Below are 22433 nucleotides of genomic sequence, written 5' to 3'. Positions count from 1 at the left end.
GCATGAAGGGTAAGCACCACGGTGCCGCGTATGCCGAGCTGCAGGTGACGACCAACTTCTCGTTTCTGCGCGGGGCTTCGCATGGAGAAGAACTCGTTGCGCAGGCGCAGGCGCTGGGGCTGTCGGCGCTCGCCATCACCGACCGCAATACTCTCGCCGGTGTGGTGCGGGTGCATGTGGAGGCAAAGCAGCTCGGATTGAAGCTGATCGTGGGCGCGCGCCTCGATCTTCAGGATGCGCCGAGCCTCTTATGCCTGCCGCGTGACAGGCAAGCCTATGGGCGCCTGTCGCGTCTGTTGTCGGAGGGGCAGAGGCGCGCGAAAAAAGGCGAATGCACGCTGTATCTGGACGACGTTGCGCGGCATGCCGAGAGGCAGATTTTCATCGTGGTTACGCCTGATGACTGGAGCTGGCGTTCGCTCTCATCGGGCGGGATGCCAGAAGCACCGGGCGCCACGATCATTCCCTTCAATCCGCGCGGTGACGATGCGGTCGCTTCGCAAGCGAAGGCTGAGAACAGGAGCGATGCAGGGGCATTCGAGCTTTCTTTCGAGGCACAGCTGCGATGGATCAAGGCGATGCTCGGCGAAAGTGCCGACGTCTATCTTGCTGCGAGCCATAGCTATCGCGGCGATGACCGTGCGCGCATTATGGCGCTGGCCGAGTTGGCGCGGCGCTGCGGAACGCCAATGGTCGCCACGGGAGACGTGCTCTACCACGCACCGCAGAGACGCCCGTTGCAGGATGTTCTGACCTGCGTGCGCGAGAAAACGACCATCCGCGAAGCCGGCCTGAAGCTGACGGCGAATGGGGAACGGCATCTGAAGCCACCGATGGAGATGGCGCGGTTGTTTCGCGGGCATGAAGACGCCATCGCGCGGACGATGGAGATTGCCGAAGCGTGCCGCTTCTCGCTCGATGATCTCAAATACGAATATCCAGATGAGCCGGTGCCGCCCGGTAAGACGCCACAGCAGCATCTGGAGGATCTGACCTGGGTGGGGGCAGACTGGCGCTTTCCCGAGGGGATTCCGGACAGAGTGCGCGGTTTGCTGGCGCGAGAGCTGGAGCTGATCGCGAAGCTCGAATATGCGCAGTATTTTCTCACCGTACACGACATCGTGCACTACGCGCGTTCGAAGGGCATTCTCTGCCAGGGGCGGGGATCGGCGGCCAACTCGGTGGTTTGCTACTGTCTCGCCATCACGGCGGTCGACCCGATGCAGATCGATGTGCTGTTCGACCGGTTCGTCTCGCCGGAGCGGCGCGAGCCTCCGGACATCGACGTCGATTTCGAGCACGAGCGGCGCGAGGAGGTGATCCAATACATCTACGCGCGCTATGGACGGCATCGGGCGGGGCTGGCCGCGACGGTGATCTCCTATCGTGCGCGTTCGGCGGTGCGCGATGTCGGCAAGGCGATGGGCTTGTCGGAGGATACCGTCTCGGCGCTGTCGGGCATGGTGTGGGGCACGTCGAGCGGGGGCTCGCTGCCCGAAAAGCACGTGCGCGCGGCGGGGCTCGATCCGAAAGACCCGCTGCTGGCGACGGTGCTGGAGCTGGCGCACGAGCTGATAGGTTTTCCGCGGCATCTATCGCAACATGTCGGCGGGTTTGTGCTGACGCGTGGACCGCTGATCGAGGTGGTGCCGGTCGGCAATGCGGCGATGGAGGATCGCACCTTCATCGAGTGGGACAAGGACGATATCGCCGCGCTCGGGCTTTTGAAGGTCGATGTGCTGGCTCTGGGGATGCTCACCTGCATTCGCAAGGCGTTCCAGCTTATCGCGCAGCACGAGGGCAAAGAGCTTTCGCTGGCAACGGTTCCGCGCGAGGACCCGCAAGTCTATGACATGCTGTGCCGGGCCGATTCCATCGGTGTGTTCCAGGTGGAGAGCCGGGCGCAGATGAACATGCTGCCGCGCCTCAAGCCGCGGTGCTTCTATGATCTCGTGATCGAGGTGGCGATCGTGCGTCCGGGGCCGATCCAGGGCGACATGGTGCATCCGTATCTGCGGCGGCGCGACGGCCTAGAAGCGGAGCATTATCCCTCACCTGCGCCTGGGAAGGGCCCCAAGGACGAGTTGAAGAACATTCTCGGCAAGACGAAGGGCGTGCCGCTGTTCCAGGAGCAGGCGATGCGCATCGCGCTGGTGGCGGCGAAGTTTTCCGACGCGGAGGTGAACGAGTTACGCAAGGCGATGGCGACTTTCCGGCGGCGGGGTACCATCGGGTTGCTGGAAGAGAAGATGGTGTCGCGCATGACCGCGCGCGGCTACGACAAAGCCTTCGCGCAGCGCTGCTTCAATCAGATCAAGGGGTTCGGCGAATACGGCTTTCCCGAGAGCCACGCGGCGAGTTTTGCGCATCTTGTCTATGTGTCGTCGTGGATCAAGTGTCATCACCCGGCGGCGTTCGCGGCAGCGCTGCTCAATTCGCAGCCGATGGGATTTTACGCGCCGGCGCAGATCGTGCGCGATGCGCGCGAGCATGCTGTCGAGGTGCGGGCGGCGGACGTCAATCTGTCGACGTGGGATTGCAGCCTGGAGAAGGGTGGGGCGGATGGCGGCCCGGCGATGCGGCTGGGGCTGAGACAGGTCGACGGCTTACAGGAAGAGGAGGTGGGGAAGATCGTTGCGGCGCGGGCGGCGGTGCAATCGTTTCAGGATGTGCACGAGGTGTGGGCGCGAGCGCGCGCGAAGCTGATCACGCTGGAGAAGCTGGCGGCGGCCGATGCTTTCCGCTCGGTGGGGCTCGACCGGCGCCAGGCGCTGTGGGAGGTGAAGGCGCTTTCGGCGGCAGAGCCGCTGCCGCTCTTTACGTGGAGCGAGACGCGCGAGACCGCGGCCGAGCCATTCGTGCCTTTACCCGCCATGCGGCTTTCGGAGCATGTCGTCAACGACTACCAGACCCTGCGCTTGTCGTTGAAGGCGCATCCGATGAGTTTTTTGCGCGCGCGGTTCGGCATGCGCCGGGTGATCTCGTGCGAGGAATTACGCAGCATCAAGGACGGCGCGCTCGTTGCGGTGGCGGGTGTCGTTTTGGTGCGTCAGCGGCCCGGCTCGGCCAAGGGCGTCGTATTCATGACCATCGAGGACGAAACCGGGATCGCCAACGCAGTGGTGTGGGCGAAGACGCTGGAGCGTTTTCGCAAGGAGGTCATGGGATCGCGTCTCATCGTCGTGCACGGGCGGGTGCAGCGACACCAGGACATCATCCACGTGGTGGCGTCGAAGCTGGAAGATCGCAGCGACTGGCTGCAGCTTCTTTCCGCGGAGGCGAGCGACATGAAAGTGCCGCTGGCGAATGCCGACGAGGTGGTAAGGCCCGATCCGCGCTCACCCGAGCCGGCGGGTTTTCCCGGTGATCCCAACGCCGACAAGATGCATCCTAGATGGGCGACGCATCCGCGCTATGTCCGCGTCATCCCGAAGTCGCGCGACTTTCACTAGCCGCGGTGCAGGACCCTGACGGAATCGGCGATCAAGGTGCGGGCGCTTTCGGCAACATGACTGTGTTGGGTACGCCATCGGCGCCCATGAACACGGCGAGGATGCGCGCGGGGACCGTGCCGGTGTTGCGGCCGTTGTGCGGCCAGTCGATTGCCTCCATCACGGCATCGCCCTTGCGGTAGACGCGCGTGCCCTTGGAGCCATAATCGACGGTGACCTCGCCCTCCAGAATGTAGCCGAACATTGGGATCTCGTGCTTGTGCCAGCCGGTTTCCTCGCCGGGCAGCATGGTGACGATGGCCGAAGTGACCTTGGCCGGCGCGCCACCGGGATAGACGATCGGTTGGCCGACGACCGTGTCGGAGGTGCTGAGCAGTCCGGTCACGGCCTCACGCGAGGCGCCGCGGTCGGTGGCGATGAGTAGCAGCGCTGCGCTCATGAGGATGGCGGAAAGGGTCAACTGAAACCAGCGCGCGGTGGGCATTGCCTTGTTCCTTCGGTCCCCATTGTGCTCGGCGCCATGATGGCCGAAGTTGGTGAACAACTCTCGCTCTCCTAGGTGTCCATGATCCTCCGGCTCTCAAGTCTCCTGGCGCTGGCCCTTGCGGCGGTGATTTCGGTCACCGGCGTGCAGGCGCAGCTGCTCGATCCGCGCAGCGCACCAGAGGGCGACACGGGGCTGCAATCGCATGCCCTGGCGAAGACGAAGCGACACATGATTGCGGCGGCCAATGTGCACGCGGCCGAAGCCGGACGCGAGATGCTGCGCGCGGGTGGATCGGCGATCGACGCGGCGATTGCGGCCCAGCTGGTACTCAACATCGTAGAACCGCAGTCGAGCGGCATCGGTGGCGGGGCTTTCCTGCTCTACTGGGACAGCAAGAACTCGGAGCTGAAAAGCTTTGATGGGCGCGAGACGGCGCCGGCTGCGGCGCGGCCGGACCGGTTTCTGGTCGAGGGCAAGCCGATGCCCTTCAACACGGCGGTGCTGTCCGGGCTGTCGATCGGGGTTCCCGGAGTCGTGCGCCTGATGGAGGACGTGCACGCGAAGTACGGCAAGCTGCCATGGGCGAAGCTGTTCGAGCCGGCGATCCGGCTCGCCGAAAATGGCTTCAGGATTTCGCCGCGCCTGCACTTGCTGTTGCGCTTGCAGAATCCGGACGATTTCGTGCCGGCGGCGCGGGCCTATTTTTTCACGTCGACCGGCAGCCCGCTCCCCATCGGGCATGAATTGAGGAATCCGCAGCTCGCCGAGACGCTGCAGGCGATTGCGGCCGGCGGAGCGAAGGCGTTCTACGAGGGGCCGATCGCGGAAGCGATCGTCAAGGCCGTCAACTCGGCGCCGATTGCGCCGGGGGGAATGACGCTCGATGACCTCAAGAATTATCAGGCGAAGGAGCGCCCGCCGCTGTGCGTTACGTACCGGACGTATGAGGTTTGCGGGATGGGACCGCCGTCGTCGGGCGGGTTGACCGTGGCGCAAACTTTGAAGCTGCTGGAGCCGTTCGATCTCGGCAAAGGCCCGGGTGATGCGCTCAATGCGCGCGCGGTGCATACCGTTGCCGAGGCAGAGAAGCTCGCGTTTGCCGACCGCAATCGCTACATCGGCGATCCCGATTTCGTGTCGGTGCCTGAAGGGCTGCTCGACGATGCGTACGTTGCGCAGCGCCGGGCGCTGATAAAGCCTGATAGCGCGGCGACGAAACCGGCGCCGGGCGAGCCGCCGGGATTGAAGCGACAGTCGTTCGGCGTCGATGCAACTATCGAGCGGTCAGGCACCAGCCACATCTCGGTTATCGATGATGCAGGCAATGCGCTGTCGATGACGACGACCATCGAAGGCGCGTTTGGCTCGCACAACTGGGCGGCGGGGTTCCTGCTCAACAACCAGCTGACGGATTTTTCGTTTGTGCCGGTGGACGCGGATGGGCGGCCGGCGGCCAACGCGGTGGGACCGGGCAAGCGGCCTCGTTCGTCGATGGCGCCGACGATCGTGTTCGATACGGAGCGGCACGTGACGGCGGTGCTGGGATCGCCCGGTGGCAGCCGCATCATCCTCTATGTGCTGAAGACGTTGATCGGCCTGATCGACTGGGGGCTCGATGCGCAGCAGGCGGCGGACCTCCTAAACTTCGGCAGCCAGGGGAGCGTGCTGGAGCTGGAGCCCGATTGGTCGACGGTGCCGCTGTCGCTCACCTTAAAGCCCATCGGGCACACCATCGTGCCGTCGATGATGAATTCGGGCGTGCATATCCTGACGCGGCGCGAGGGGCATATCGAGGGTGGCGCTGACGCGCGTCGGGAGGGTGCGGCGCTCGGTGATTGACCTCGTGCCGTTTGGGGATTGAGCGCGCGGCTGTGGCGTGCGAGGGGTACCGCGCCGCCTTGAAACCGCAGATGAAACCATGTCCGTGCAAACGCGCTCGATCACGATCCTTGGCGCTGGAATTCTAGGCCTCTGGCAGGCCGTGACGCTTGCGCGAGCCGGGCATCGCGTTCGGCTGGTCGAGGCGAGTGCGGAGCCGTTTGCGGATTGTGCGAGCATCCTTGCGGGCGTCATGCTCGCACCCGAACGCGAGGCCGAGACGGCGCCCGCGATGCTGCGCAAGTACAGTCTCGAAGGAGTCGCGGCGTGGCGTGACTTCTATCCGAATGTGAGAGCCAACGGCAGTCTGGTGATTGCCGCGGCGCGCGACCTCGATGAGCTCGACCGGTTTTCGGCGCGCACCGAGGGGCACCGGCGGGTGTCTGGAGCCGAGCTCGCGCAACTCGAGCCGGACCTTGCAGGGCGGTTCGGGGCGGCGCTGTTCTTTGCGGAGGAAGCGCACGCACCAGCGCCGGCGGCGATGGCGTTCCTGCTCAGCGCGGCGCAGGAGGCAGGGGTGGAGATCGTGTTCGGCGAGACATCGTCCGGGGACGGCGCCGACATCGTCGTCGATTGCCGCGGGATCGCTGCGCGCGATGATTTGCCGACGCTGCGAGGCGTGCGCGGGGAGCGGGCGCTGATCCGCACGCGTGAAGTATCGCTCAACCGCCCGCTGCAACTTCTGCATCCGCGTCTGCCGCTCTACATCGTGCCGTGGGACGACGGGGTCTACATGGTCGGCGCGACGGTGATCGAGAGCGAGGAGCGGGGGCCGGTCAGCGTGCGCTCGGCTCTGGAACTGCTGGGGGGGGCCTACGCGGTGCATCCGGCGTTCGCCGAGGCGGAGATCCTCGACCTTTGTGCCGGTGTGCGGCCGGCCTTTCCCGATAACGTGCCGCGGGCCGTCGTGCGTGAGGGCGGGCGGCGGATATACGTCAACGGCGCCTACCGCCACGGATTTCTTCTCGGGCCGGTGCTGGCGCGGACTGTTGCCGACTATATAGAGGGTAAGCCCGCCTCTGAGCTGCTGGTCGAGGATAGCGGCTGATTTGGCGGCCATCGGCGAATGCAGTAGATGAGTGGACGAGAGATCTATCTGTTGCGGGAGCAGCGGTTTGTCAGAGACCCTTTCGGTTGCAGGCGAGCGTCGGGTTATCGTCAACGGTGAGGAAGTCGTGACCTCGGCGGCGACGCTCGATGCACTCGTGGCTGAGCGTGGGCTCGAAGGCACGCCTGTGGCGACCGCGCGCAATGGCGATTTCGTGCCGGCGCGCGTGCGGGCGGAGACGCCGTTGCAGGCGGGCGATCACATCGAGATCGTGTCGCCGCGGCACGGCGGGTGAGCGTCGAGCATGAATGCACTTGAGCCAGCAAACCAGACAAAGAGCGCGCTGACGCTATATGGCGTCGCGATGCGCTCGCGCATGCTGATCGGCACGGCGCAATATCCCTCGCCGCAGGTGCTGGCCGAGGCGGTGGCAGCGTCAGGTGCCGGGATCGTCACGGTGTCGTTGCGGCGCGAGCAGGCGCGCGGACGCACGGGCGAACGCTTCTTAGAGCTGATCAGTGCGCTGGGTGTGCGCGTGCTGCCGAATACGGCGGGCTGCCACACGGTGAAAGAGGCCGTAACGACGGCGCAGATGGCGCGCGAGGTGTTCGGCACCGACTGGATCAAGCTCGAAGTCATCGCGAACGACGACACGCTACAGCCGGAGGTGTTTGGGCTGGCGGAGGCGGCGCGCATCCTCAGCGAGGATGGGTTCAAGGTACTGCCGTATACGACCGAAGACCTTTCGGTGGCAGAGCGCTTGCTCGCTGCGGGGTGCCGGGTGCTAATGCCCTGGGGCGCGCCGATCGGCAGCGGGCGCGGGCTGGCCAATCCCTATGCGCTGAAGAGCATTCGCGCCTATTTCCCCAACGTGCCACTGATCATCGATGCGGGGATCGGTGCGCCATCGCACGCGGCGCAGGCGATGGAAATGGGCTTCGATGGCGTGCTGCTGAATACGGCGGTGGCGAAGGCGGGCGACCCTGTACGCATGGGGCAGGCATTCGCGCAGGCGATCGAGGCAGGGCGGGCTGCATATGAATCTGGCCTGATGGGAATGCGCGACATGGCGCAGCCGTCGACGCCTGTTGCGGGTACGCCGTTCTTCGATCTCGACCGCAAATGAGCAGCGGCGCTGGTGCTCCCGACATTTTTTATCCGATCGTGCCCGATGCAGCGTGGGTTGCGCGGATGGTGCCGCTCGGTGTGCGCACGCTTCAGCTTCGGGTGAAAGACGTCAGCAGTGAGGAGGCCACGCGGCAGATCGCCGAAAGCCTCGCGGTGAGCCGTCGACATGGTTGCCAGCTGATCGTCAACGACTACTGGCGCGAAGCGATCGATGCTGGCGCGGATTATATACATCTCGGCCAGGAAGACCTCGCTTCTGCGGACCTCGCTGCCATCAAGGCTGTGGGTCTGCGGCTCGGTGTTTCGACGCACAGCGAAGACGAACTGGCGATGGCGCTCGCCGCGGAGCCCGACTATGTCGCTCTTGGTCCGATCTACGAGACGAAGCTCAAGGTGATGAAGTGGGCGCCGCAGGGGCTGAAGCGGATCGCGGCGTGGAAGCGGCAAATCGGCAGCGTTCCGCTCGTCGCCATCGGCGGAATCACGCCGGAGCGTGCCGTTGACGTTGTCGCAGCCGGGGCCGACAGCGTTGCCGTCATCACTGACTTTATGACAGCGCAAGCGCCTGAGGTGCGAGTCAAATTCTGGCTCGCATGGGCCGATGAAACTCGTGCTCGCGCGGGCGAATGAAGCGAAAAGCTCATGCTCGTCACCTGCTCGCGCGCCAGCACTGGTTTCATATGGCCTTTAGAGCTGTACAGTTATCTGGTCACAAGTGTGCAGCCACGTGGATGATGCATGGCCTTCCGATTCAAGTTGGGCGAATCCTTCGACGAAGGCGCTAGGCGGATTGCGGCCGAGCAGATTGATCACGGGCTCAGTTTGCTGCAGGGCAATGGTGATCAGGTTGTTGCAATCCACGAGACGCGCAAGTCACTGAAGCGGCTGCGGGCACTGCTGCGGCTGATACGGCCTGCGATCGGCGACAGTGTTTTCAAGCAGGAGAATGCGGCGTTGCGCGAGATCGGGCTGTCGCTTTCGGGTGCGCGCGACCGGCACGTGCTGCTGGAAACACTCGACAAGCTCGAGGCTTCGGTGGGCTTCGGGCGGCGCACCGTCGCGGATCAGTTGCGGCGAGCGATTGCAGCGGCGAACGGCGTCGGGGCAATGCTGACGATGCAGCAGGCGCATGACCGGCTGATGGAAGCTAAGGCGCGACTTACCGAGCTCAAAATCAACGGTGATGGTTTTGATATCGTGGGCGGTGGGCTGGAGCGATCCTATCGGCGCGCGCGCCGTGCATTCGCGGATGCCTACGCTCATCCCAGCGATGAACGGTTCCACGAATGGCGCAAAGGGGCGCAGGCGCATTGGCGGCAGATGACCCTGCTGTCACGTGCGTGGCCCGACTATCTGGGCGCGCGGGCGCTGGAGGCGCGGACACTGTCGCAGCTTATCGGCGACGATCATGATCTGGCGCTGCTGATCGCCTTCGCCCATTCGGATGCGGCTGGCGTCAACGCCGAGCAGGCGGCGGTGGTCGAGAGCGCGGCGCGTCAGCGGCAGAGTACGTTGCGGGCAATGGCACGGCCGCGCGGGGAGCGCTTGTTCGCGGCGAGCCCAAAGCGGCTGTGCAAGAGCATCGCTGCCTATTGGAATGCGGCCACGGCGCTCAAGGCGCAGGAACTCGACGCGACCAAGGTTTCGGGCGCTCCGAAGCGGGTGCACCGCAAGGGCTCGGGCCGCCGCAGGGCTGTCGCTTCGGGCGAGGTTTGAGACTTCGCTTCGATCGCCCATATTGTCTATGGTGCGCCAGCCAAGCAGCTCCGAAGCCAATAGGTTCGATTGCCCGTGAACGAAATTAAAACCGCCGACACCTTCCAGCCCGATCCGGCGCACCGGCCGGCCGACCATCCGCGCGTCCGTTGCGGGCGCATCGGGGTGCTGCTGCTCAACCTCGGCACGCCGGACGGCACCGACTACTGGTCGATGCGGCGCTATCTGAAAGAGTTTCTGTCGGACGAACGCGTCATCGAGGTGCCACGCTGGAAGTGGTGGCCGATCCTCAATCTGATCATCCTCACAGTGCGGCCGGGGCGCAAAGGCAAGGACTACGCAACGATCTGGAACAACGAGCGCAATGAAGGACCGTTGAAGACGATCACACGGGCGCAGGCGGAAAAGCTGGCGGTGGCGTTGGGCGATCCGGAGCGGATCGAGGTCGACTTCGCGATGCGGTACGCCAATCCGACAACCGAGAGTCGCATCCAGGCGCTGCTCGACAAGGGCTGCGACCGCATTCTGCTGGTGCCGCTTTATCCGCAGTATGCGGCGGCGACGACGGCAACTGCGGCGGACCAAGCATTCCGGGCGCTGATGAAGATGCGCTGGCAACCAGCGGTGCGCGTGGCGCCGAGCTATCACGACGACCCGGTCTATATCCGTGCCTTGGCGGACGCGATGCGTGAGGATCTGGCCAAGCTCGATTTCGAGCCCGAGATCATTGTCGCGACATTCCACGGCATGCCCCAGGCCTACCTAGAAGCCGGCGACCCTTACTATTGTCAGTGCCAGAAGACGTCGCGGCTGCTGCGGGCGGAACTGGGGTGGCCGGAAGAGAAGTGGCTGACGACGTTCCAGTCGCGCTTCGGCAACGATCCGTGGCTGCAGCCGTATACGGACGAGACTGTGAAGCGGCTGGCGGCCGAGGGTGTGAAGCGGCTTGCGCTCGTGGCACCGGGCTTTTCGGCGGATTGCCTAGAAACACTCGAAGAATTGAATGGCGAGAACCGCCATTACTTCGAGGGCGGCGGCGGAGAGAAGTTCGCCTACCTGCCTGCACTCAACGACAGGCGGGAGGGCGTCCGCGCCATCGAGGCCGTGGTTCGTCGAGAGTTGCAAGGCTGGCTGTAGGACGGCCTTTCGTCATGACGATTGGGTGCCCACGCGCGGCGCAATGCTGAGGCGGCACCTTTATGGCGTTCCATAAGTAACTGCATGAAAACCACAATTTAACCCTATGTTTTCCTCGCAGCGCTAGCGTTGCGAAGTGTTTTTCGTTGCCAATCAATCAGGTTGATCATGGAACCCGACACACTCGGCTCATTTTCCGGCGGCTTTGAAGTTTTCGGCGTGCTGCTTGTCATTCTTGCGATCGTCATCCTTTGGTCGACGGTCAAGATCGTTCCGCAGGGCTATAACTACACGGTCGAGAATTTCGGCCGCTATACGCGCACGCTGCAGCCGGGTCTGCACATCCTCATTCCGGTGATGGAGCGCGTGGGGCGCCGCATGAACATGAAGGAGCAGGTGCTCGACATTCCGAGCCAGGACGTGATCACGCGCGACAACGCCATGGTGCGGGTCAATGGTGTGACGTTCTTCCAGATCCTCAATGCGGCGCGCGCGGCTTACGAGGTCGATGTGCTCGAGCCTTCGATCATCAATCTCACGCTGACGAACATTCGCACCGTGATGGGATCGATGGACCTCGACGAACTGCTCTCCAATCGCGATCAGATCAACTCGCGGCTGCTACAAGTCGTCGATCAGGCGACGGAGGCCTGGGGCATCAAGGTGACGCGCATCGAGATCAAGGACATCGATCCGCCGCGCGATCTCGTTGACAGCATGGCGCGGCAGATGAAGGCCGAACGCGAGAAGCGCGCCCAGATCCTGGAGTCGGAGGGTCTTCGGCAGGCGGCTATTTTGCGCGCCGAGGGCGAGAAGCAGGCAGTCGTGCTGGAAGCCGAGGGCCGGCGTGAATCTGCTTTCCGCGATGCCGAGGCGCGCGAACGCGCAGCGGAAGCGGAAGCCAAAGCGACGCAAATGGTGTCCGACGCCATCGCGAAGGGCAACGTGCAGGCGATCAACTACTTCGTTGCCAACAACTATGTGAAAGCCTTGGAGGCGCTTGCGAAAGCGCCAAACCAGAAGGTCATCCTGATGCCGCTGGAGGCGTCGGCGGTGATCGGTTCGCTGGCCGGTCTGGCGCAGATCACTGGCGAGGCTTTCGGCGACAAGACGACGTCCGCGCCGCCCGCGCCTGCGCGCGGCAGCGTCCCGCGTACGTAGGACCGCAACTGGGGCAGCCGGCGCGAATTCTGCTATTGTGCGCCGGTTGCGTTGGAGATGTGAGCCATGGGGCTGTCCGAATTCTTCTGGAACCTCGGCGCGTGGAACTGGTTCGTCGTTGCGGTGGCGCTGTTCGCCCTCGAAGCGATGGTTCCGGGAGTGCACTTCGTCTGGTTCGGTGCTGCTGCGGTGATCGTCGGGATCGTCGGCATCAGCGTTGATATCGCATGGGAGTGGCAGCTGATCGCCTTCGCCATCATTTCCTGCATCACGGTGTTCTTGGCACGCCGCTACGCCTCGCCGGACGTGTCGCTGAGCGACGAGCCCGACCTCAATGCGCGTGCTCTGCAGTATGTGGGCCGCGTCGTGCTGGTGGAGCAGGCGATCGCCGATGGGCGCGGCAAGGTCCGCGTCGGCGACACCGTGTGGAATGCCCAGGGGTCTGATGCGCCGCAGGGTGCGCGCGTGCGGGTCACCGGCACCAACGGCAACTGCCTCGTGGTCGAACATGCCGTCAACTGACCGCGAACCTGATCGCGGCCCCAGCATGCTCGTGTGGGGCATGGCGGTGCTGAGCCTGCTCATGCCTATCGCGGGTGTGGTGCTGGCGCTTTACGGCGCGTTCAAGGGCTTTTCCGGCTCGGCGCTGGGCTGGGTCTGGCTGGTGGCGGGTATTGCCATCCTGATCGCCGACCTCTTCATCGACGAGCGCTGGTCTTATTGGATGCACCCGGGCGAATCCGACCTCAATCGCCGCGGGATGCAACTCGTCGGGCAAGTCGCCGCTGTGACGGCGGCCATTCCAGCGGGCGGTCGGGGCAGCGTGAGCGTGGGCGATACGATCTGGGTGGCAGAAGGCGCCGAAGCGGCGGTCGGAGCCAAGGTGCGCATCACTGGATGCAAGGGCACGGTGCTGACCGTCGAGGCAGTTTAGGGGTAAGTGGTTCCGTGCGCGGAGCTGTGCTAAGATTGGCCATGAATGAGCGTGTCAAACGGCTATCGGAAGAGATCCGCAAGCTGGCTCCGGAGGAGCAGGCGGACCTTATGGATGAGCTTATTGTCCTCAGCTATCGGCGGCCGGATCCCGAGACAGAAAAAGCCTGGATCGAGGAAGCGGAAACGAGGGTAGACGCGCGTGACCGAGGTGAGACCCGGCCAATCCCACACGATGTCGTAATGGAGCAGCTTCGGAAGCGGTTTGGCCCGATTGAATGAGGCTGACATATGATCCGTCAGCCGTTTCGGAGATTGGCGACGCAGCGGCTTGGTATGAAGCTGAAAAGACCGGCCTCGCTATCGAGTTTCTCGTCGAGTTCAATTCGGCAGTAGAGCGATTGCTCGAATTTCCCAACGCATGGCCCAACGTGGGCAAGCGCGTTCGCCGACTGCAGTTGAGACGATTTCCCTACGGGATCATCTATCAGCTTCGAGAGGACGAGATATTCATCGTCGCGGTCGCCCATCTGCATCGACGACCACAATATTGGAAAGACCGTCTGAAGCCTAAATAGGCTTCAAGCGTCTCGCGCTCCGATCGCTGAAAAATGGTCTAGGCGATACCGGCGCGGAGGAGGTCGTGCACGTGCACGATGCCGACGGGTTTGCCGCGGTCGACCACGAACAGCGCGGTGATGCGGGACGCGTTGATCATCTCCAGCGCCGCGGATGCCAGCATGCCAGGCTTCACCGTCTTGGGTGCGCGCGTCATGATGTCGACGGTGCGGCGGGTGACGAGTTCCTGGCCCATATGACGGCGCAAGTCGCCGTCGGTGACGATGCCGATAAGCTTGCCTTTGGAATTGATGATGCCGAGGCAGCCGAGGCTTTTCTGCGTCATGGTGACGAGCGCGGCGCTCATTTCGTCGGTGTCGCGTGCCAGCGGCATGCGATCGCCCGAGTGCATCACGTCGGATACGTACTTGAGGCTAGCGCCAAGAGAGCCGCCTGGGTGGAAGGCTTTGAATTCCTCGGGCGTGAAGCCCTTGGCTTCCAGCAGTGCCATGGCGAGGCAGTCGCCCAAGGCGAGCTGCATGGTGGTGGACGTGGTCGGGGCGAGGCCGTGCGGGCACGCTTCCTTTGAGCGGGGAAGCTCGAGCACGACGTCGGAGTGCTGGCCGAGGGCAGATTCGGATCGCGAGGTGATGGCGATCAGCGGCACATTGTAGCGCCGGGAATAGGTTATGAGCGGTTTCAGCTCGACCGTCTCGCCGGACCACGACAGGGCGAGCAGGACGTCATCGGCGGTGATCATGCCGAGGTCGCCGTGCGAGGCTTCCGTGGGGTGGACGAAGAAGGCCGGGCGTCCGGTCGAGGCGAAGGTCGCGGCGATCTTCTGACCGACATGGCCACTCTTGCCGATGCCGGTGACGACTACGCGGCCGCGCGCGGAGCGCAGGATGCGCAGGGCATCGCCAAACGGACGGCTCATCGGGCCAGTCAACGCTTCGCGCAGCCTGCTCAGCCCCTCGCATTCGAGATCGAGGGTCCGCAGTGCGGAAGCTACGGGAAGCCGGCTCAGCTTTTTGCCGCCATCGAGAGCTCGGATTTTGCGCAAGGGCCCTTCGGCCGTCGTCATGGCTCCTACCCCCGATGCCTTCAGCGACGCCTAAGTGTTAACAGTTTCTTACAATTCCGGCGACCTGTCTAGCAGCACTGAACCGATGTTCACCGATCCCGTCAGCTTCCTAAACAGGGCATTAACCAACGCTCTCTAGCGTTCCAATTCGTACAGCGTTCGCGTGCCGAGTGATATTTCGCATGGAGCGCTTTTGGCTGGCGGCCGCAAGATCGTCGGGTTGGTGCATGTCCTCGCCGCACTGGCTGGCGCTGGGGCTATGTTTGCGTGCGTTTTTGCCGGGTCCGCGGCGGCGCAGATCCTCGATCCACCGGGATGGCGGACCACTGTCACCAGCCGCCCGCCTGCTCCCCGCCTTCGCCCTACGCTGCCGGACGACGCTTCGACAGGCGAGGAGGACGCCCGGGCGTTTGATTCGGGCGCGTTCGGGCCGAACGAGACGGCGCGGGCACCGCAGCCCGTGGGTGTGGACGGCATCGTGGAGGATGCCGGCGGCCTCAGGCCCACGCTAGCTGATGACGATGCGGCAGAGAGCGAAGGCGAGGAAGATCAGCCTCGCCGCGTCAGAGTTCCGCAGGATGGCGATCCGGTTTCGGTGATCGAGGAGGCGGCGGTCCAGGACGGTATCATCGATCTCAATGGGCCCGGCGAAACCGCCGAGGTTCAGGCAGAGATCACCGAGTTCGATCTGCGATCGCCCGAGGACATCCGGGCGTTTGCGGGCGAGCCGGCGGGCTTTGATCCATTGCTGCTACAAGCCAACGAGCAGAACCCAGTTTTTAGCCCGAGCAACTTCCAGGGCTTCCTGCTCGATCCCTATCCGCCGATCGGCACCAAGATCGGCAGCTTTCTGCTCTTCACGACGCTCGAGGCAAACTACGACTACAACAGCAACTTGTTCGCCTCGCCGAATGCGCTGGGTGACAGTTCGCTGGAGGTGCGGCCGGCGGCGCGGCTTGCGTCCAACTGGAGCCGGCATGCGGTCGAGCTGCGCGCGAGCGGCGATCTCAGCTACCATGACCGGTATTCGTCGGAAGATGACCGCGCCTATGTCGTCGAGGGATTGGGGCGAGTCGATATTACCAGCCGCAGCAACCTGCAGGGCTTTCTGGCGCGTGAATACGGTCAGGAAAGCCGCTCGGCGATCAACGCGGAATCGGCAGGCACGCGGCCGAACATCACCGTCGATCGCGCTCGTGCCGCCTATAACCAGCGGTTCAACCGGCTGACGATGCAGTTGCGCGGCAACATCGTCGACACGTCATACAGTACGAACGTGTTCGATGATCAGACGCAGAGCAACTCGGATCGCGACTACATGCTGTATGAGCAGGCGGTGCGGCCGATGTGGGAGTTCTCGCCGTACCTGTTCGCGTTCGCGGATATTTCGTTCAACCAGCGCGATTACAAGATCCCGACTTTCTCTGACGGAATCCTGCGCAGCTCGACGGGAGAGCGCTATCGCTTCGGCGTTTCATTCGGCGATGTCAGCCAGGTGCTGCGCGGCACGATCAGCCTCGGCTACGCGCATCAGCAGATCGACAATCATTTGCTGCCGGCGGTCGATGGGCTGCTGATCGATGCCGATCTTGCCTGGGCGGTGACGCCGTTGACGGTTCTGTCATTTACGGCGACGAGCGATGTGGCGGAGACCACGACGGCGTATTCGCCGGGCGTGATGGAACGCAATTACGGGCTTGAAGCGCGGCATAGCTTCACGCGCTATCTCGTCGGCAATGCGGGCGTCGGGTACATGACGCGTAACTTCATCAACACCGACTACAACGAAGAGCAGTTCACCGCGGCGGTGGGGACAGAGTATTACGCGAACTCGTGGTCGGTGCTGTTTGCGCGCTATCAGCACATCGACTTCCAAAGCTCGCAGGCTCAGAGCAGCTACACGGCCGAGATCGTGCAAGCCGGCGTGCGGTTGAGGCACTAGTTTTTTGGGTGACGCTAGCTGAGGGAAGCTTAGTGTGCGGCGAGCGTCGCGCAGGCTGAAATCCGGCGCTGGCGCCGGGCGCCCTTGGCGCCTTGCCGCTTCGCGGCGAAGTGGTGCCTTTTGTCTCGCAGCTTTGTCGTCCTCGGCGTTATGCCGAGGATGCATCGCGCAGTCCGCCCCGGGCTCGACTGGATCCTCGGGACTAGCCCGAGGATGACAGTTGGGTCTTGCGGCCTTCGGTCGTGATTAGACGAGTTTGCCTATGCCGGCTTTGAGGGCGGGGGCGAGATCGGGCCGCTCCAAGCCGTAGGCGATGTTGGCGAGCAGGAATCCGATCTTGGTGCCGGTGTCGTAGATGGTGCCGTCGAAGCGTACGGCGTGGTAGGGCTTGCCGGCCTTCTGCATGGCGAGCATGGCATCGGTCAGCTGAATCTCGCCGCCGGCGCCGCGCTCCTGGGTTGCGAGGATGTCGAAAATCTCCGGCTGGAGAATGTAGCGGCCGGTGATGTGCAGGTTGGAGGGTGCGGTGCCCTGCTTGGGTTTCTCGACCATCTGCGTGATGCGTGAGACCTTGGCGTCGCGATCTTCGACGCCGACGATGCCGTACTGATGCGTTTCGCTTTCGGGCACCGGCGATACGGCAATGTGATTGCCGCCGTGCTCTTCGTAAGCGGCAATCATCTCCGCGAGGCAAGGTTTGCCGTGGTGGAGCATGTCCGGCAGCAACAATGCGAAGGGTTCATCGCCGACGATATCGCGCGCGCACCATACGGCGTGGCCGAGCCCCAGCGGGGCCTGCTGGCGCGTGAAGCTGGTGCGTCCAGCTTCGGGCAGATCCTTCAGAAGCTCGTCGAGTTCCTTGGTCTTGCCGCGCTCCTTCAGCGTCGTCTCGAGCTCGGGGGCGTGATCGAAGTGCTCCTCGATCGAAGGCTTGTTGCGGCCTGTCACGAAGACGAAATGCTCGATGCCGGCGGCGCGCGCCTCATCGACGACGTGCTGGATCACCGGGCGATCGACGACGGTCAGCATCTCCTTGGGGATTGCCTTGGTGGCGGGCAGGAAGCGGGTTCCGAGGCCTGCCACGGGGAATACGGCTTTGCGGATGCGCGTTTTGGTGGCGGGCATGGGGAACTCCGGGTCTTTAGGATGTTAACGTGGGGGGCGAGGTGGGCTTGGTGCGGAACTTGAATAAGTAGCGCTCGAATGTGAACAGATGCCGGGATCAGGCCGTATCGTTAAATCAGTGCGTGGTTAAAGTCTCGCAGTGGTAAGATCAGTTCCAAATCGATCCAGGATTCAGAGGGCCAAGAAGACCGATGACCATCCTCGTTACCGGCGGTGCCGGGTACATTGGCAGCCATATGGTTCTCGAACTTCTCGACAATGGGGAGAATGTCGTCGTTCTCGACAACCTGTCGACGGGCTTCCGATGGGCGGTCCCAGAAAACGCGACGCTGGTCGTCGGGGATGTGGGCGATCAGGAGCTCGTTCGCAGCATTGTGCGTAAGCATGGCATCAAGTCGATCATACATTTCGCCGGCTCGATCGTGGTGCCGGAATCGGTCGTCGATCCGTTGGGTTACTATCACAACAACACCGTGAAGTCGCGCGCCCTCATGGAGGTCGCCGTCGAGATGGGAATCGAGAATTTCATCTTCTCATCCACAGCAGCCGTTTATGGCATGCCGAAGGAAATCCCGGTGCGCGAGGATGCCGCGCTGGCGCCAATGTCGCCGTACGGATCATCGAAGCTGATGACGGAAATCATGCTGGCCGATACGGCGCGGGCGCATAAGTTCCGTTATGTTGCGCTGCGTTATTTCAACGTTGCTGGTGCTGATCCAAAGGGTCGCGCGGGGCAGTCGACGCCGCAGGCAACGCATTTGATCAAAGTGGCAAGCGAGGCAGCGCTGGGCAAGCGCCCTTATATGGAGGTGTTTGGCATCGACTATGAGACGCCGGACGGAACCTGCATCCGCGATTATATTCACGTCACCGATCTCGTCAGGGCGCATATGGCGGCGTTGCGCCATCTGCGGGCGGGCGGAGAGTCGGATGTATTCAATTGCGGTTACTCGCGCGGCTTCTCGGTGCTGCAGGTGATCGATGCGGTGAAGCGCACCTCGGGCGCGGATTTCGAGGTGCGGATGTCACAGCGGCGCCCGGGTGATCCTGCGGCGATCGTTGCGGCGTCCGATAAAATCAGGATGCGCCTTGGATGGCGGCCTGAGTTCGACAATTTGGAAACCATCACCGTGCAGGCTCTCGCCTGGGAAACGCATCTGCAGCAGTTCAAGGACGCCAGCTAGCGTTTCCGGTGGCCCGGTTAGCGATACGGGGCCGCAAATCCGCCCGGAAATCAGGGTGACGAGCGTGCGAGAAGCGCGCGCGATCAGTATTGAGGAGGTCCAAGTGCAGCTTGGCATCGTTACATCGGATAAGTGCGGAGCAGGCTTGCGCCCGGGTTGGAGGGCTTCGATCGCCGCTGCATTGGCGCTGATGGCGGCGCTCTCGATGAGCGCGCCTGCTGTGGCTGCCGATGCGTTCCAGGACTTCCTGCAGAGTCTGTGGCCGGAGGCGGAAGCACAAGGCATATCGCGCGCAACGTTCGATGCGGCGTTCAAAGGATTGAAGCCGGACTATTCGCTGCCCGACCTCGTGATCGAGGGGCGCAAGCGCGACGACAGCGCGGGGCAGGCGGAGTTTACGAAGTCGGCATTCGAATACCTCAACCCGAAGTATCTTTCGACGCTCGCCGTGCAGGGACGCAAGTTCCTCAAGGAGCACGAGAAGGACATCATCAACATTGAGAAGAAGACCGGTGTCGACCGCTATATCATGGTGGCGATCTGGGGACGCGAGACCGCTTACGGTACGCATAAGCTGCCGCACGATGCGATCCAGGTGATCGCGACGCAGGCGTTCACCGGTAGGCGCAAGGATGAGTTCAAGCTGGAATTGCTGGCGGCGCTGAAGATGCTGCAGTCGGGCGTGCCGCGCTCGAAGATGCGTGCATCATGGGCCGGCGCCGTGGGCCTGACGCAATTCATGCCGACCGAGTACTTCCAGCATCTGGAAGACGGCGACGGTGACGGCAAGGTCGACATCTTCACCAGCGTCCCGGATGCGCTCGCCTCAGCTTCGCGGCAGCTCGCGAACAAGGGCTGGGTGCGCGGCCTCAAGTGGGGCTATGAGGCGCACATGCCGGAGGGCGGCGATTGCTCGCTCGAGGGACCGCCGGGAGAGCGCACGATCGGCGAATGGCGCAAGCTCGGCTTCACGCGCACGGGCAACAAGCCATTCACCGCGGCGGACAACGATACCCGCGCCTATCTGATGATGCCGTCCGGTGCGTACGGGCCGGCGTTCCTGGTGACGGAGAATTTCAAGGTCATCCGGCTTTACAACACGTCGGACCTTTATGCGCTGTTCGTCGGCGACCTGGCCGACCGCATTGCCGGGGCTGGCGGATTCCACGTGCCGGCGGCGAAGGTGGCGCAACCGCGCACGGCGCAGGTGCGGGAGATCCAGGCGCTCTTGGAAAAGAACGGATATCCGATGGATAAGATCGACGGCAAGATCGGTTCGAATACCCGTCGGCAGGTCGGCATCTACCAGAAGAAGAATGGATTGAAGATCGACTGCTGGCCGACCGAGGCGGTGCTCAAGCATCTGCGCACCAATACGGCGCAAGCAGGCAAATAGCGCGCGGCACGTGTAGAAAAAAGTCTGTCCGGCGTGGTATTCCCTCTGGGTCGGCGGCATCGCCGTGTGCTGCTGCTGAGGAGGCTAAATGGATCGCTGGATCGAGGAGACGTTTCATCCCCATTGGCGCGTGCGCCTTGCCGCGGACGAGGTGCTGCATGAGGTGAAAACCGAGCACCAGCATCTGGTCATCTTCAAGAATCGCACCTGGGGCACGGTGCTGATGCTCGATGGCGTGTGTCAGCTGACGACTTCGGACGAGTTCATCTATCACGAGATGATGGCGCATGTTCCGCTGATGGCGCTCGACAAGCCGCGGCAGGTGCTGGTGGTGGGCGGCGGCGACGGTGGCGTGCTGCGCGAAGTGCTGAAGCATCCGTCGGTCGAACGGGCGTTCCTGTGCGAAATCGACCGAGAAGTGATCGACACAGCGCTGAAGTACTACCCGGAGATCCCGGGCACCACATTCGATGATGAACGCACCGTGGTGGTCATTGCCGATGGAAGGAAGTTCGTTGCTGAAACGGAAGAGCGCTTCGATGCCATCATCGTCGATTCATCGGAGCCGATCGGACCGTCGACGGTGCTGCACACACCGGAATTCTTTGCTGCCTGCAAGCATGCGCTGAAGGAAGACGGCATCTTAGTTACGCAGAACGGTTTGCCGTTCCTGTTCCCCGATCATTTGCGCGACACGACGCGTTCGTTCGCGACGCTGTTCAATCATGTGGCGCCATATCTGTGCACGCAGCCGTGCTATTTCGGCGGCCCGTTCGCGCTCAACTGGGCGTCGGACGAAGACGATCACCTCGACATCACGGTGAAGAAGCTGACGAAGCGCCAGGCCAAGCGCGGGATCGCAACAAGGTATTGGACGCCGGCGGTGCACAATGCTTCGTTCGCGCTGCCGCGTTACATTGAAACCGTGGTGCACGGCGCGGTTACGGACGGACGAGGGGACCGGGCAGGTGGCGTGCGCGCCAAGCCGGGCCGGATCAGCTCGGGCTCTTAGGCTCGGGGCGGTCGGCCAGCGTGGTGCCGAGCAATTCGTCGTAGACCTGAAGCGTCTGTTGCTTCATCTGCCGCAGCGAGAATGATCTCAGCACGTGCTCGCGTGCGCGCTCTCCCATGCGTGTCAAGTCAGTGTCGGACATAGCGAACGCTTCAGCGAGAGCATTGGCGATGCAGCTTGCATCCTCGGGCGGGACAAGCCAGCCAGTGGCGCGCGTTGCCGGAACGCCGGGACGGCCGAGCACCGTTTCGGGCGGTGCGCCAATGTCTGTAGCGATGACCGGCGTCGACATTACTTGCGCTTCAGTGGCGGCGCGGCCGAAGGCTTCCGGCTCAATGGAGGCGACGACCGCGATGTGGGCGGCGCGGAAGGCGGCGGCCATGTCGTCCTCGTGGCCGACGAGGCGCACGCGGCCTTCGAGGCCGGCGGCTTCGATCTGCTGCACGAGGGCTGCCTGGTAGGCGCCGCGACGCTGGGCGTCGCCCGCAAGGATGAAGACGACCTCATCGCCGATGCCGCGCTGCTTCAGGATCTGAGCTGCCTCGATGACGTAGCGCTGACCTTTCCATGGTGTCAGTCGAGCGGCGTGCAGCACAACGCGCTGCTTATCTTCGACGCCCCAGCGGCGGCGGACGGCCTCGACGCGGGCCGCGGCGACATTCACTGGATCGAACAGACGGCCATCAACGCCGCGATAGATCACACGCAGCTTTGAGCGCGGCGTGCCGTAGCGCATGCGGACGAGGTCGGCGGTGTAATTCGAATTGGCGATGACGATGTCGCCGCGCGCCATGATGCTGTTGTACTTGCGCTTGAGCTCGGATTTTTCAGCGTAGGCGCCGTGATAGGTCGTGACGAAGGGAACGCCGGTGCGCCTGGCGGCGATCAGCGCACTCCAGGCGGGCGCTCGGCTGCGCGCGTGGATGAGCGAGACACTCTGACGGCGCACGATGTTTGCGATGCGGTGCGCGTTCCACAGCATGTGGATCGGGTTCTTGGTGGCGGCCGAGAAGAAGTGCACCTCGGCGCCGGTGTCGCGCAGGCGCTGAACGAGGCGACCACCTTCCGTCAGGACTATGCAATGGCCGCCGGCCGCGTGCACGGCGTCGGCAATCTCGATGGTGGAAAGCTCCGCTCCGCCGGTATCGAGCTCCGGGATGATCTGCAGTATGGTCGGGCGCTTCTCGGCCAC

General features: G+C 63.4%; 21 protein-coding genes. 17 read left to right on the top strand and 4 right to left on the bottom strand.

Annotated features, from left to right (window positions below):
• The first annotated feature begins 2 nt into the window (after positions 1 to 2).
• Complete coding sequence (locus tag ACP15D_RS09060; protein ID WP_424957201.1) at positions 3 to 3452, top strand: error-prone DNA polymerase; 3450 nt, start codon at positions 3 to 5, stop codon at positions 3450 to 3452.
• Between the two features lie 31 nt (positions 3453 to 3483).
• On the opposite strand, the gene ACP15D_RS09055 is transcribed toward ACP15D_RS09060, so the two are convergent.
• A complete protein-coding gene (locus ACP15D_RS09055) occupies positions 3484 to 3936 on the bottom strand; it encodes a cupin domain-containing protein (RefSeq protein ID WP_424957200.1) in 453 nt (150 codons plus the stop codon).
• 81 nt (positions 3937 to 4017) lie between these two features.
• On the opposite strand from ACP15D_RS09055, the gene ggt reads away from it, so the two are divergent.
• From ggt to ACP15D_RS08995, 12 genes are all read left to right on the top strand, one after another.
• Positions 4018 to 5778: a gamma-glutamyltransferase gene (gene ggt / locus ACP15D_RS09050; protein WP_424957199.1), complete on the top strand. Its 1761-nt coding sequence runs from the start codon at positions 4018 to 4020 to the stop codon at positions 5776 to 5778.
• A gap of 79 nt (positions 5779 to 5857) precedes the next feature.
• Positions 5858 to 6865: an FAD-dependent oxidoreductase gene (locus ACP15D_RS09045; protein WP_424957198.1), complete on the top strand. Its 1008-nt coding sequence runs from the start codon at positions 5858 to 5860 to the stop codon at positions 6863 to 6865.
• Positions 6866 to 6932: 67 nt separating this feature from the next.
• Positions 6933 to 7160: a sulfur carrier protein ThiS gene (gene thiS, locus ACP15D_RS09040; RefSeq protein WP_424957197.1), complete on the top strand. Its 228-nt coding sequence runs from the start codon at positions 6933 to 6935 to the stop codon at positions 7158 to 7160.
• A 9-nt stretch (positions 7161 to 7169) separates the two neighbouring features.
• Positions 7170 to 7991: a thiazole synthase gene (locus tag ACP15D_RS09035; protein WP_424957196.1), complete on the top strand. Its 822-nt coding sequence runs from the start codon at positions 7170 to 7172 to the stop codon at positions 7989 to 7991.
• Entirely contained in the window at positions 7988 to 8623 is a 636-nt protein-coding gene (locus ACP15D_RS09030; RefSeq protein WP_424957195.1) for a thiamine phosphate synthase, read from the top strand. The genes ACP15D_RS09035 and ACP15D_RS09030 overlap by 4 nt, the downstream gene beginning before the upstream one ends.
• 108 nt (positions 8624 to 8731) lie before the next feature.
• Complete coding sequence (locus tag ACP15D_RS09025) at positions 8732 to 9709, top strand: CHAD domain-containing protein (protein WP_424957194.1); 978 nt, start codon at positions 8732 to 8734, stop codon at positions 9707 to 9709.
• A gap of 84 nt (positions 9710 to 9793) precedes the next feature.
• On the top strand, positions 9794 to 10846 hold the full coding sequence (gene hemH, locus ACP15D_RS09020; RefSeq protein ID WP_424959200.1) for a ferrochelatase: 1053 nt from the start codon (positions 9794 to 9796) through the stop codon (positions 10844 to 10846).
• A gap of 168 nt (positions 10847 to 11014) precedes the next feature.
• The gene (locus ACP15D_RS09015; protein ID WP_424957193.1) at positions 11015 to 12007 is read left to right on the top strand and encodes an SPFH domain-containing protein; all 993 of its coding nucleotides are present in this window, start codon (positions 11015 to 11017) and stop codon (positions 12005 to 12007) included.
• Between the two features lie 66 nt (positions 12008 to 12073).
• Positions 12074 to 12529, top strand: a complete 456-nt coding sequence (locus tag ACP15D_RS09010; RefSeq protein WP_424957192.1) for an NfeD family protein — start codon at positions 12074 to 12076, stop codon at positions 12527 to 12529.
• A complete protein-coding gene (locus tag ACP15D_RS09005) occupies positions 12516 to 12941 on the top strand; it encodes an NfeD family protein (RefSeq protein ID WP_424957191.1) in 426 nt (141 codons plus the stop codon). The genes ACP15D_RS09010 and ACP15D_RS09005 overlap by 14 nt, the downstream gene beginning before the upstream one ends.
• Positions 12942 to 12982: 41 nt before the next feature.
• Positions 12983 to 13222: an addiction module protein gene (locus ACP15D_RS09000; protein ID WP_424957190.1), complete on the top strand. Its 240-nt coding sequence runs from the start codon at positions 12983 to 12985 to the stop codon at positions 13220 to 13222.
• Positions 13219 to 13518 carry a type II toxin-antitoxin system RelE/ParE family toxin gene (locus ACP15D_RS08995; RefSeq protein ID WP_424957189.1) on the top strand — a complete coding sequence of 100 codons (300 nt, stop codon included), beginning with the start codon at positions 13219 to 13221 and terminating at the stop codon, positions 13516 to 13518. The genes ACP15D_RS09000 and ACP15D_RS08995 overlap by 4 nt, the downstream gene beginning before the upstream one ends.
• Positions 13519 to 13556: 38 nt before the next feature.
• On the opposite strand, the gene ACP15D_RS08990 is transcribed toward ACP15D_RS08995, so the two are convergent.
• Complete coding sequence (locus ACP15D_RS08990) at positions 13557 to 14582, bottom strand: KpsF/GutQ family sugar-phosphate isomerase (protein ID WP_424957188.1); 1026 nt, start codon at positions 14580 to 14582, stop codon at positions 13557 to 13559.
• Positions 14583 to 14775: 193 nt separating this feature from the next.
• Between ACP15D_RS08990 and ACP15D_RS08985 the strand changes: the two genes are divergently transcribed.
• Entirely contained in the window at positions 14776 to 16524 is a 1749-nt protein-coding gene (locus ACP15D_RS08985; protein WP_424957187.1) for an outer membrane beta-barrel protein, read from the top strand.
• Between the two features lie 246 nt (positions 16525 to 16770).
• Here ACP15D_RS08985 and galU read toward each other — a convergent pair whose 3' ends face one another.
• On the bottom strand, positions 16771 to 17649 hold the full coding sequence (gene galU, locus ACP15D_RS08980) for a UTP--glucose-1-phosphate uridylyltransferase GalU (protein WP_424957186.1): 879 nt from the start codon (positions 17647 to 17649) through the stop codon (positions 16771 to 16773).
• A gap of 191 nt (positions 17650 to 17840) precedes the next feature.
• Between galU and galE the strand changes: the two genes are divergently transcribed.
• The 3 genes from galE (at position 17841) to speE (ending at position 21241) form a co-directional block, all read left to right on the top strand.
• Entirely contained in the window at positions 17841 to 18833 is a 993-nt protein-coding gene (gene galE, locus ACP15D_RS08975) for a UDP-glucose 4-epimerase GalE (RefSeq protein WP_424957185.1), read from the top strand.
• A 103-nt stretch (positions 18834 to 18936) separates the two neighbouring features.
• Positions 18937 to 20229, top strand: a complete 1293-nt coding sequence (locus ACP15D_RS08970) for a lytic murein transglycosylase (protein ID WP_424957184.1) — start codon at positions 18937 to 18939, stop codon at positions 20227 to 20229.
• Between the two features lie 88 nt (positions 20230 to 20317).
• Entirely contained in the window at positions 20318 to 21241 is a 924-nt protein-coding gene (gene speE / locus ACP15D_RS08965; protein WP_424957183.1) for a polyamine aminopropyltransferase, read from the top strand.
• Here the strand turns inward: speE and ACP15D_RS08960 are convergent.
• Positions 21225 to 22433 carry a glycosyltransferase family 4 protein gene (locus tag ACP15D_RS08960; protein WP_424957182.1) on the bottom strand — a complete coding sequence of 403 codons (1209 nt, stop codon included), beginning with the start codon at positions 22431 to 22433 and terminating at the stop codon, positions 21225 to 21227. The two genes, speE and ACP15D_RS08960, sit on opposite strands and share 17 nt — an antisense overlap.

This window comes from Hyphomicrobium sp. 1Nfss2.1 (assembly GCF_965243865.1).
Taxonomy (GTDB): Bacteria; Pseudomonadota; Alphaproteobacteria; order Rhizobiales; family Hyphomicrobiaceae; genus Hyphomicrobium_A.
Note: the sequence above shows the minus strand (reverse complement) of the source record. Positions and strands in the feature narration are given on the sequence as shown.

Bases quoted from the DNA above. Each gene is read 5' to 3' on its own strand.
- ACP15D_RS09060 (WP_424957201.1), top strand. From the start codon at position 3: ATGAAGGGTAAGCACCACGGTGCCGCGTATGCCGAGCTGCAGGTGACG.
- ACP15D_RS09055 (WP_424957200.1), bottom strand. From the start codon at position 3,936: ATGCCCACCGCGCGCTGGTTTCAGTTGACCCTTTCCGCCATCCTCATG.
- ggt (WP_424957199.1), top strand. From the start codon at position 4,018: ATGATCCTCCGGCTCTCAAGTCTCCTGGCGCTGGCCCTTGCGGCGGTG.
- ACP15D_RS09045 (WP_424957198.1), top strand. From the start codon at position 5,858: ATGTCCGTGCAAACGCGCTCGATCACGATCCTTGGCGCTGGAATTCTA.
- ACP15D_RS09035 (WP_424957196.1), top strand. From the start codon at position 7,170: ATGAATGCACTTGAGCCAGCAAACCAGACAAAGAGCGCGCTGACGCTA.
- ACP15D_RS09030 (WP_424957195.1), top strand. From the start codon at position 7,988: ATGAGCAGCGGCGCTGGTGCTCCCGACATTTTTTATCCGATCGTGCCC.
- ACP15D_RS09025 (WP_424957194.1), top strand. From the start codon at position 8,732: ATGGCCTTCCGATTCAAGTTGGGCGAATCCTTCGACGAAGGCGCTAGG.
- ACP15D_RS09015 (WP_424957193.1), top strand. From the start codon at position 11,015: ATGGAACCCGACACACTCGGCTCATTTTCCGGCGGCTTTGAAGTTTTC.
- ACP15D_RS09010 (WP_424957192.1), top strand. From the start codon at position 12,074: ATGGGGCTGTCCGAATTCTTCTGGAACCTCGGCGCGTGGAACTGGTTC.
- ACP15D_RS09005 (WP_424957191.1), top strand. From the start codon at position 12,516: ATGCCGTCAACTGACCGCGAACCTGATCGCGGCCCCAGCATGCTCGTG.
- ACP15D_RS09000 (WP_424957190.1), top strand. From the start codon at position 12,983: ATGAATGAGCGTGTCAAACGGCTATCGGAAGAGATCCGCAAGCTGGCT.
- ACP15D_RS08995 (WP_424957189.1), top strand. From the start codon at position 13,219: ATGAGGCTGACATATGATCCGTCAGCCGTTTCGGAGATTGGCGACGCA.
- ACP15D_RS08990 (WP_424957188.1), bottom strand. From the start codon at position 14,582: ATGACGACGGCCGAAGGGCCCTTGCGCAAAATCCGAGCTCTCGATGGC.
- galU (WP_424957186.1), bottom strand. From the start codon at position 17,649: ATGCCCGCCACCAAAACGCGCATCCGCAAAGCCGTATTCCCCGTGGCA.
- galE (WP_424957185.1), top strand. From the start codon at position 17,841: ATGACCATCCTCGTTACCGGCGGTGCCGGGTACATTGGCAGCCATATG.
- speE (WP_424957183.1), top strand. From the start codon at position 20,318: ATGGATCGCTGGATCGAGGAGACGTTTCATCCCCATTGGCGCGTGCGC.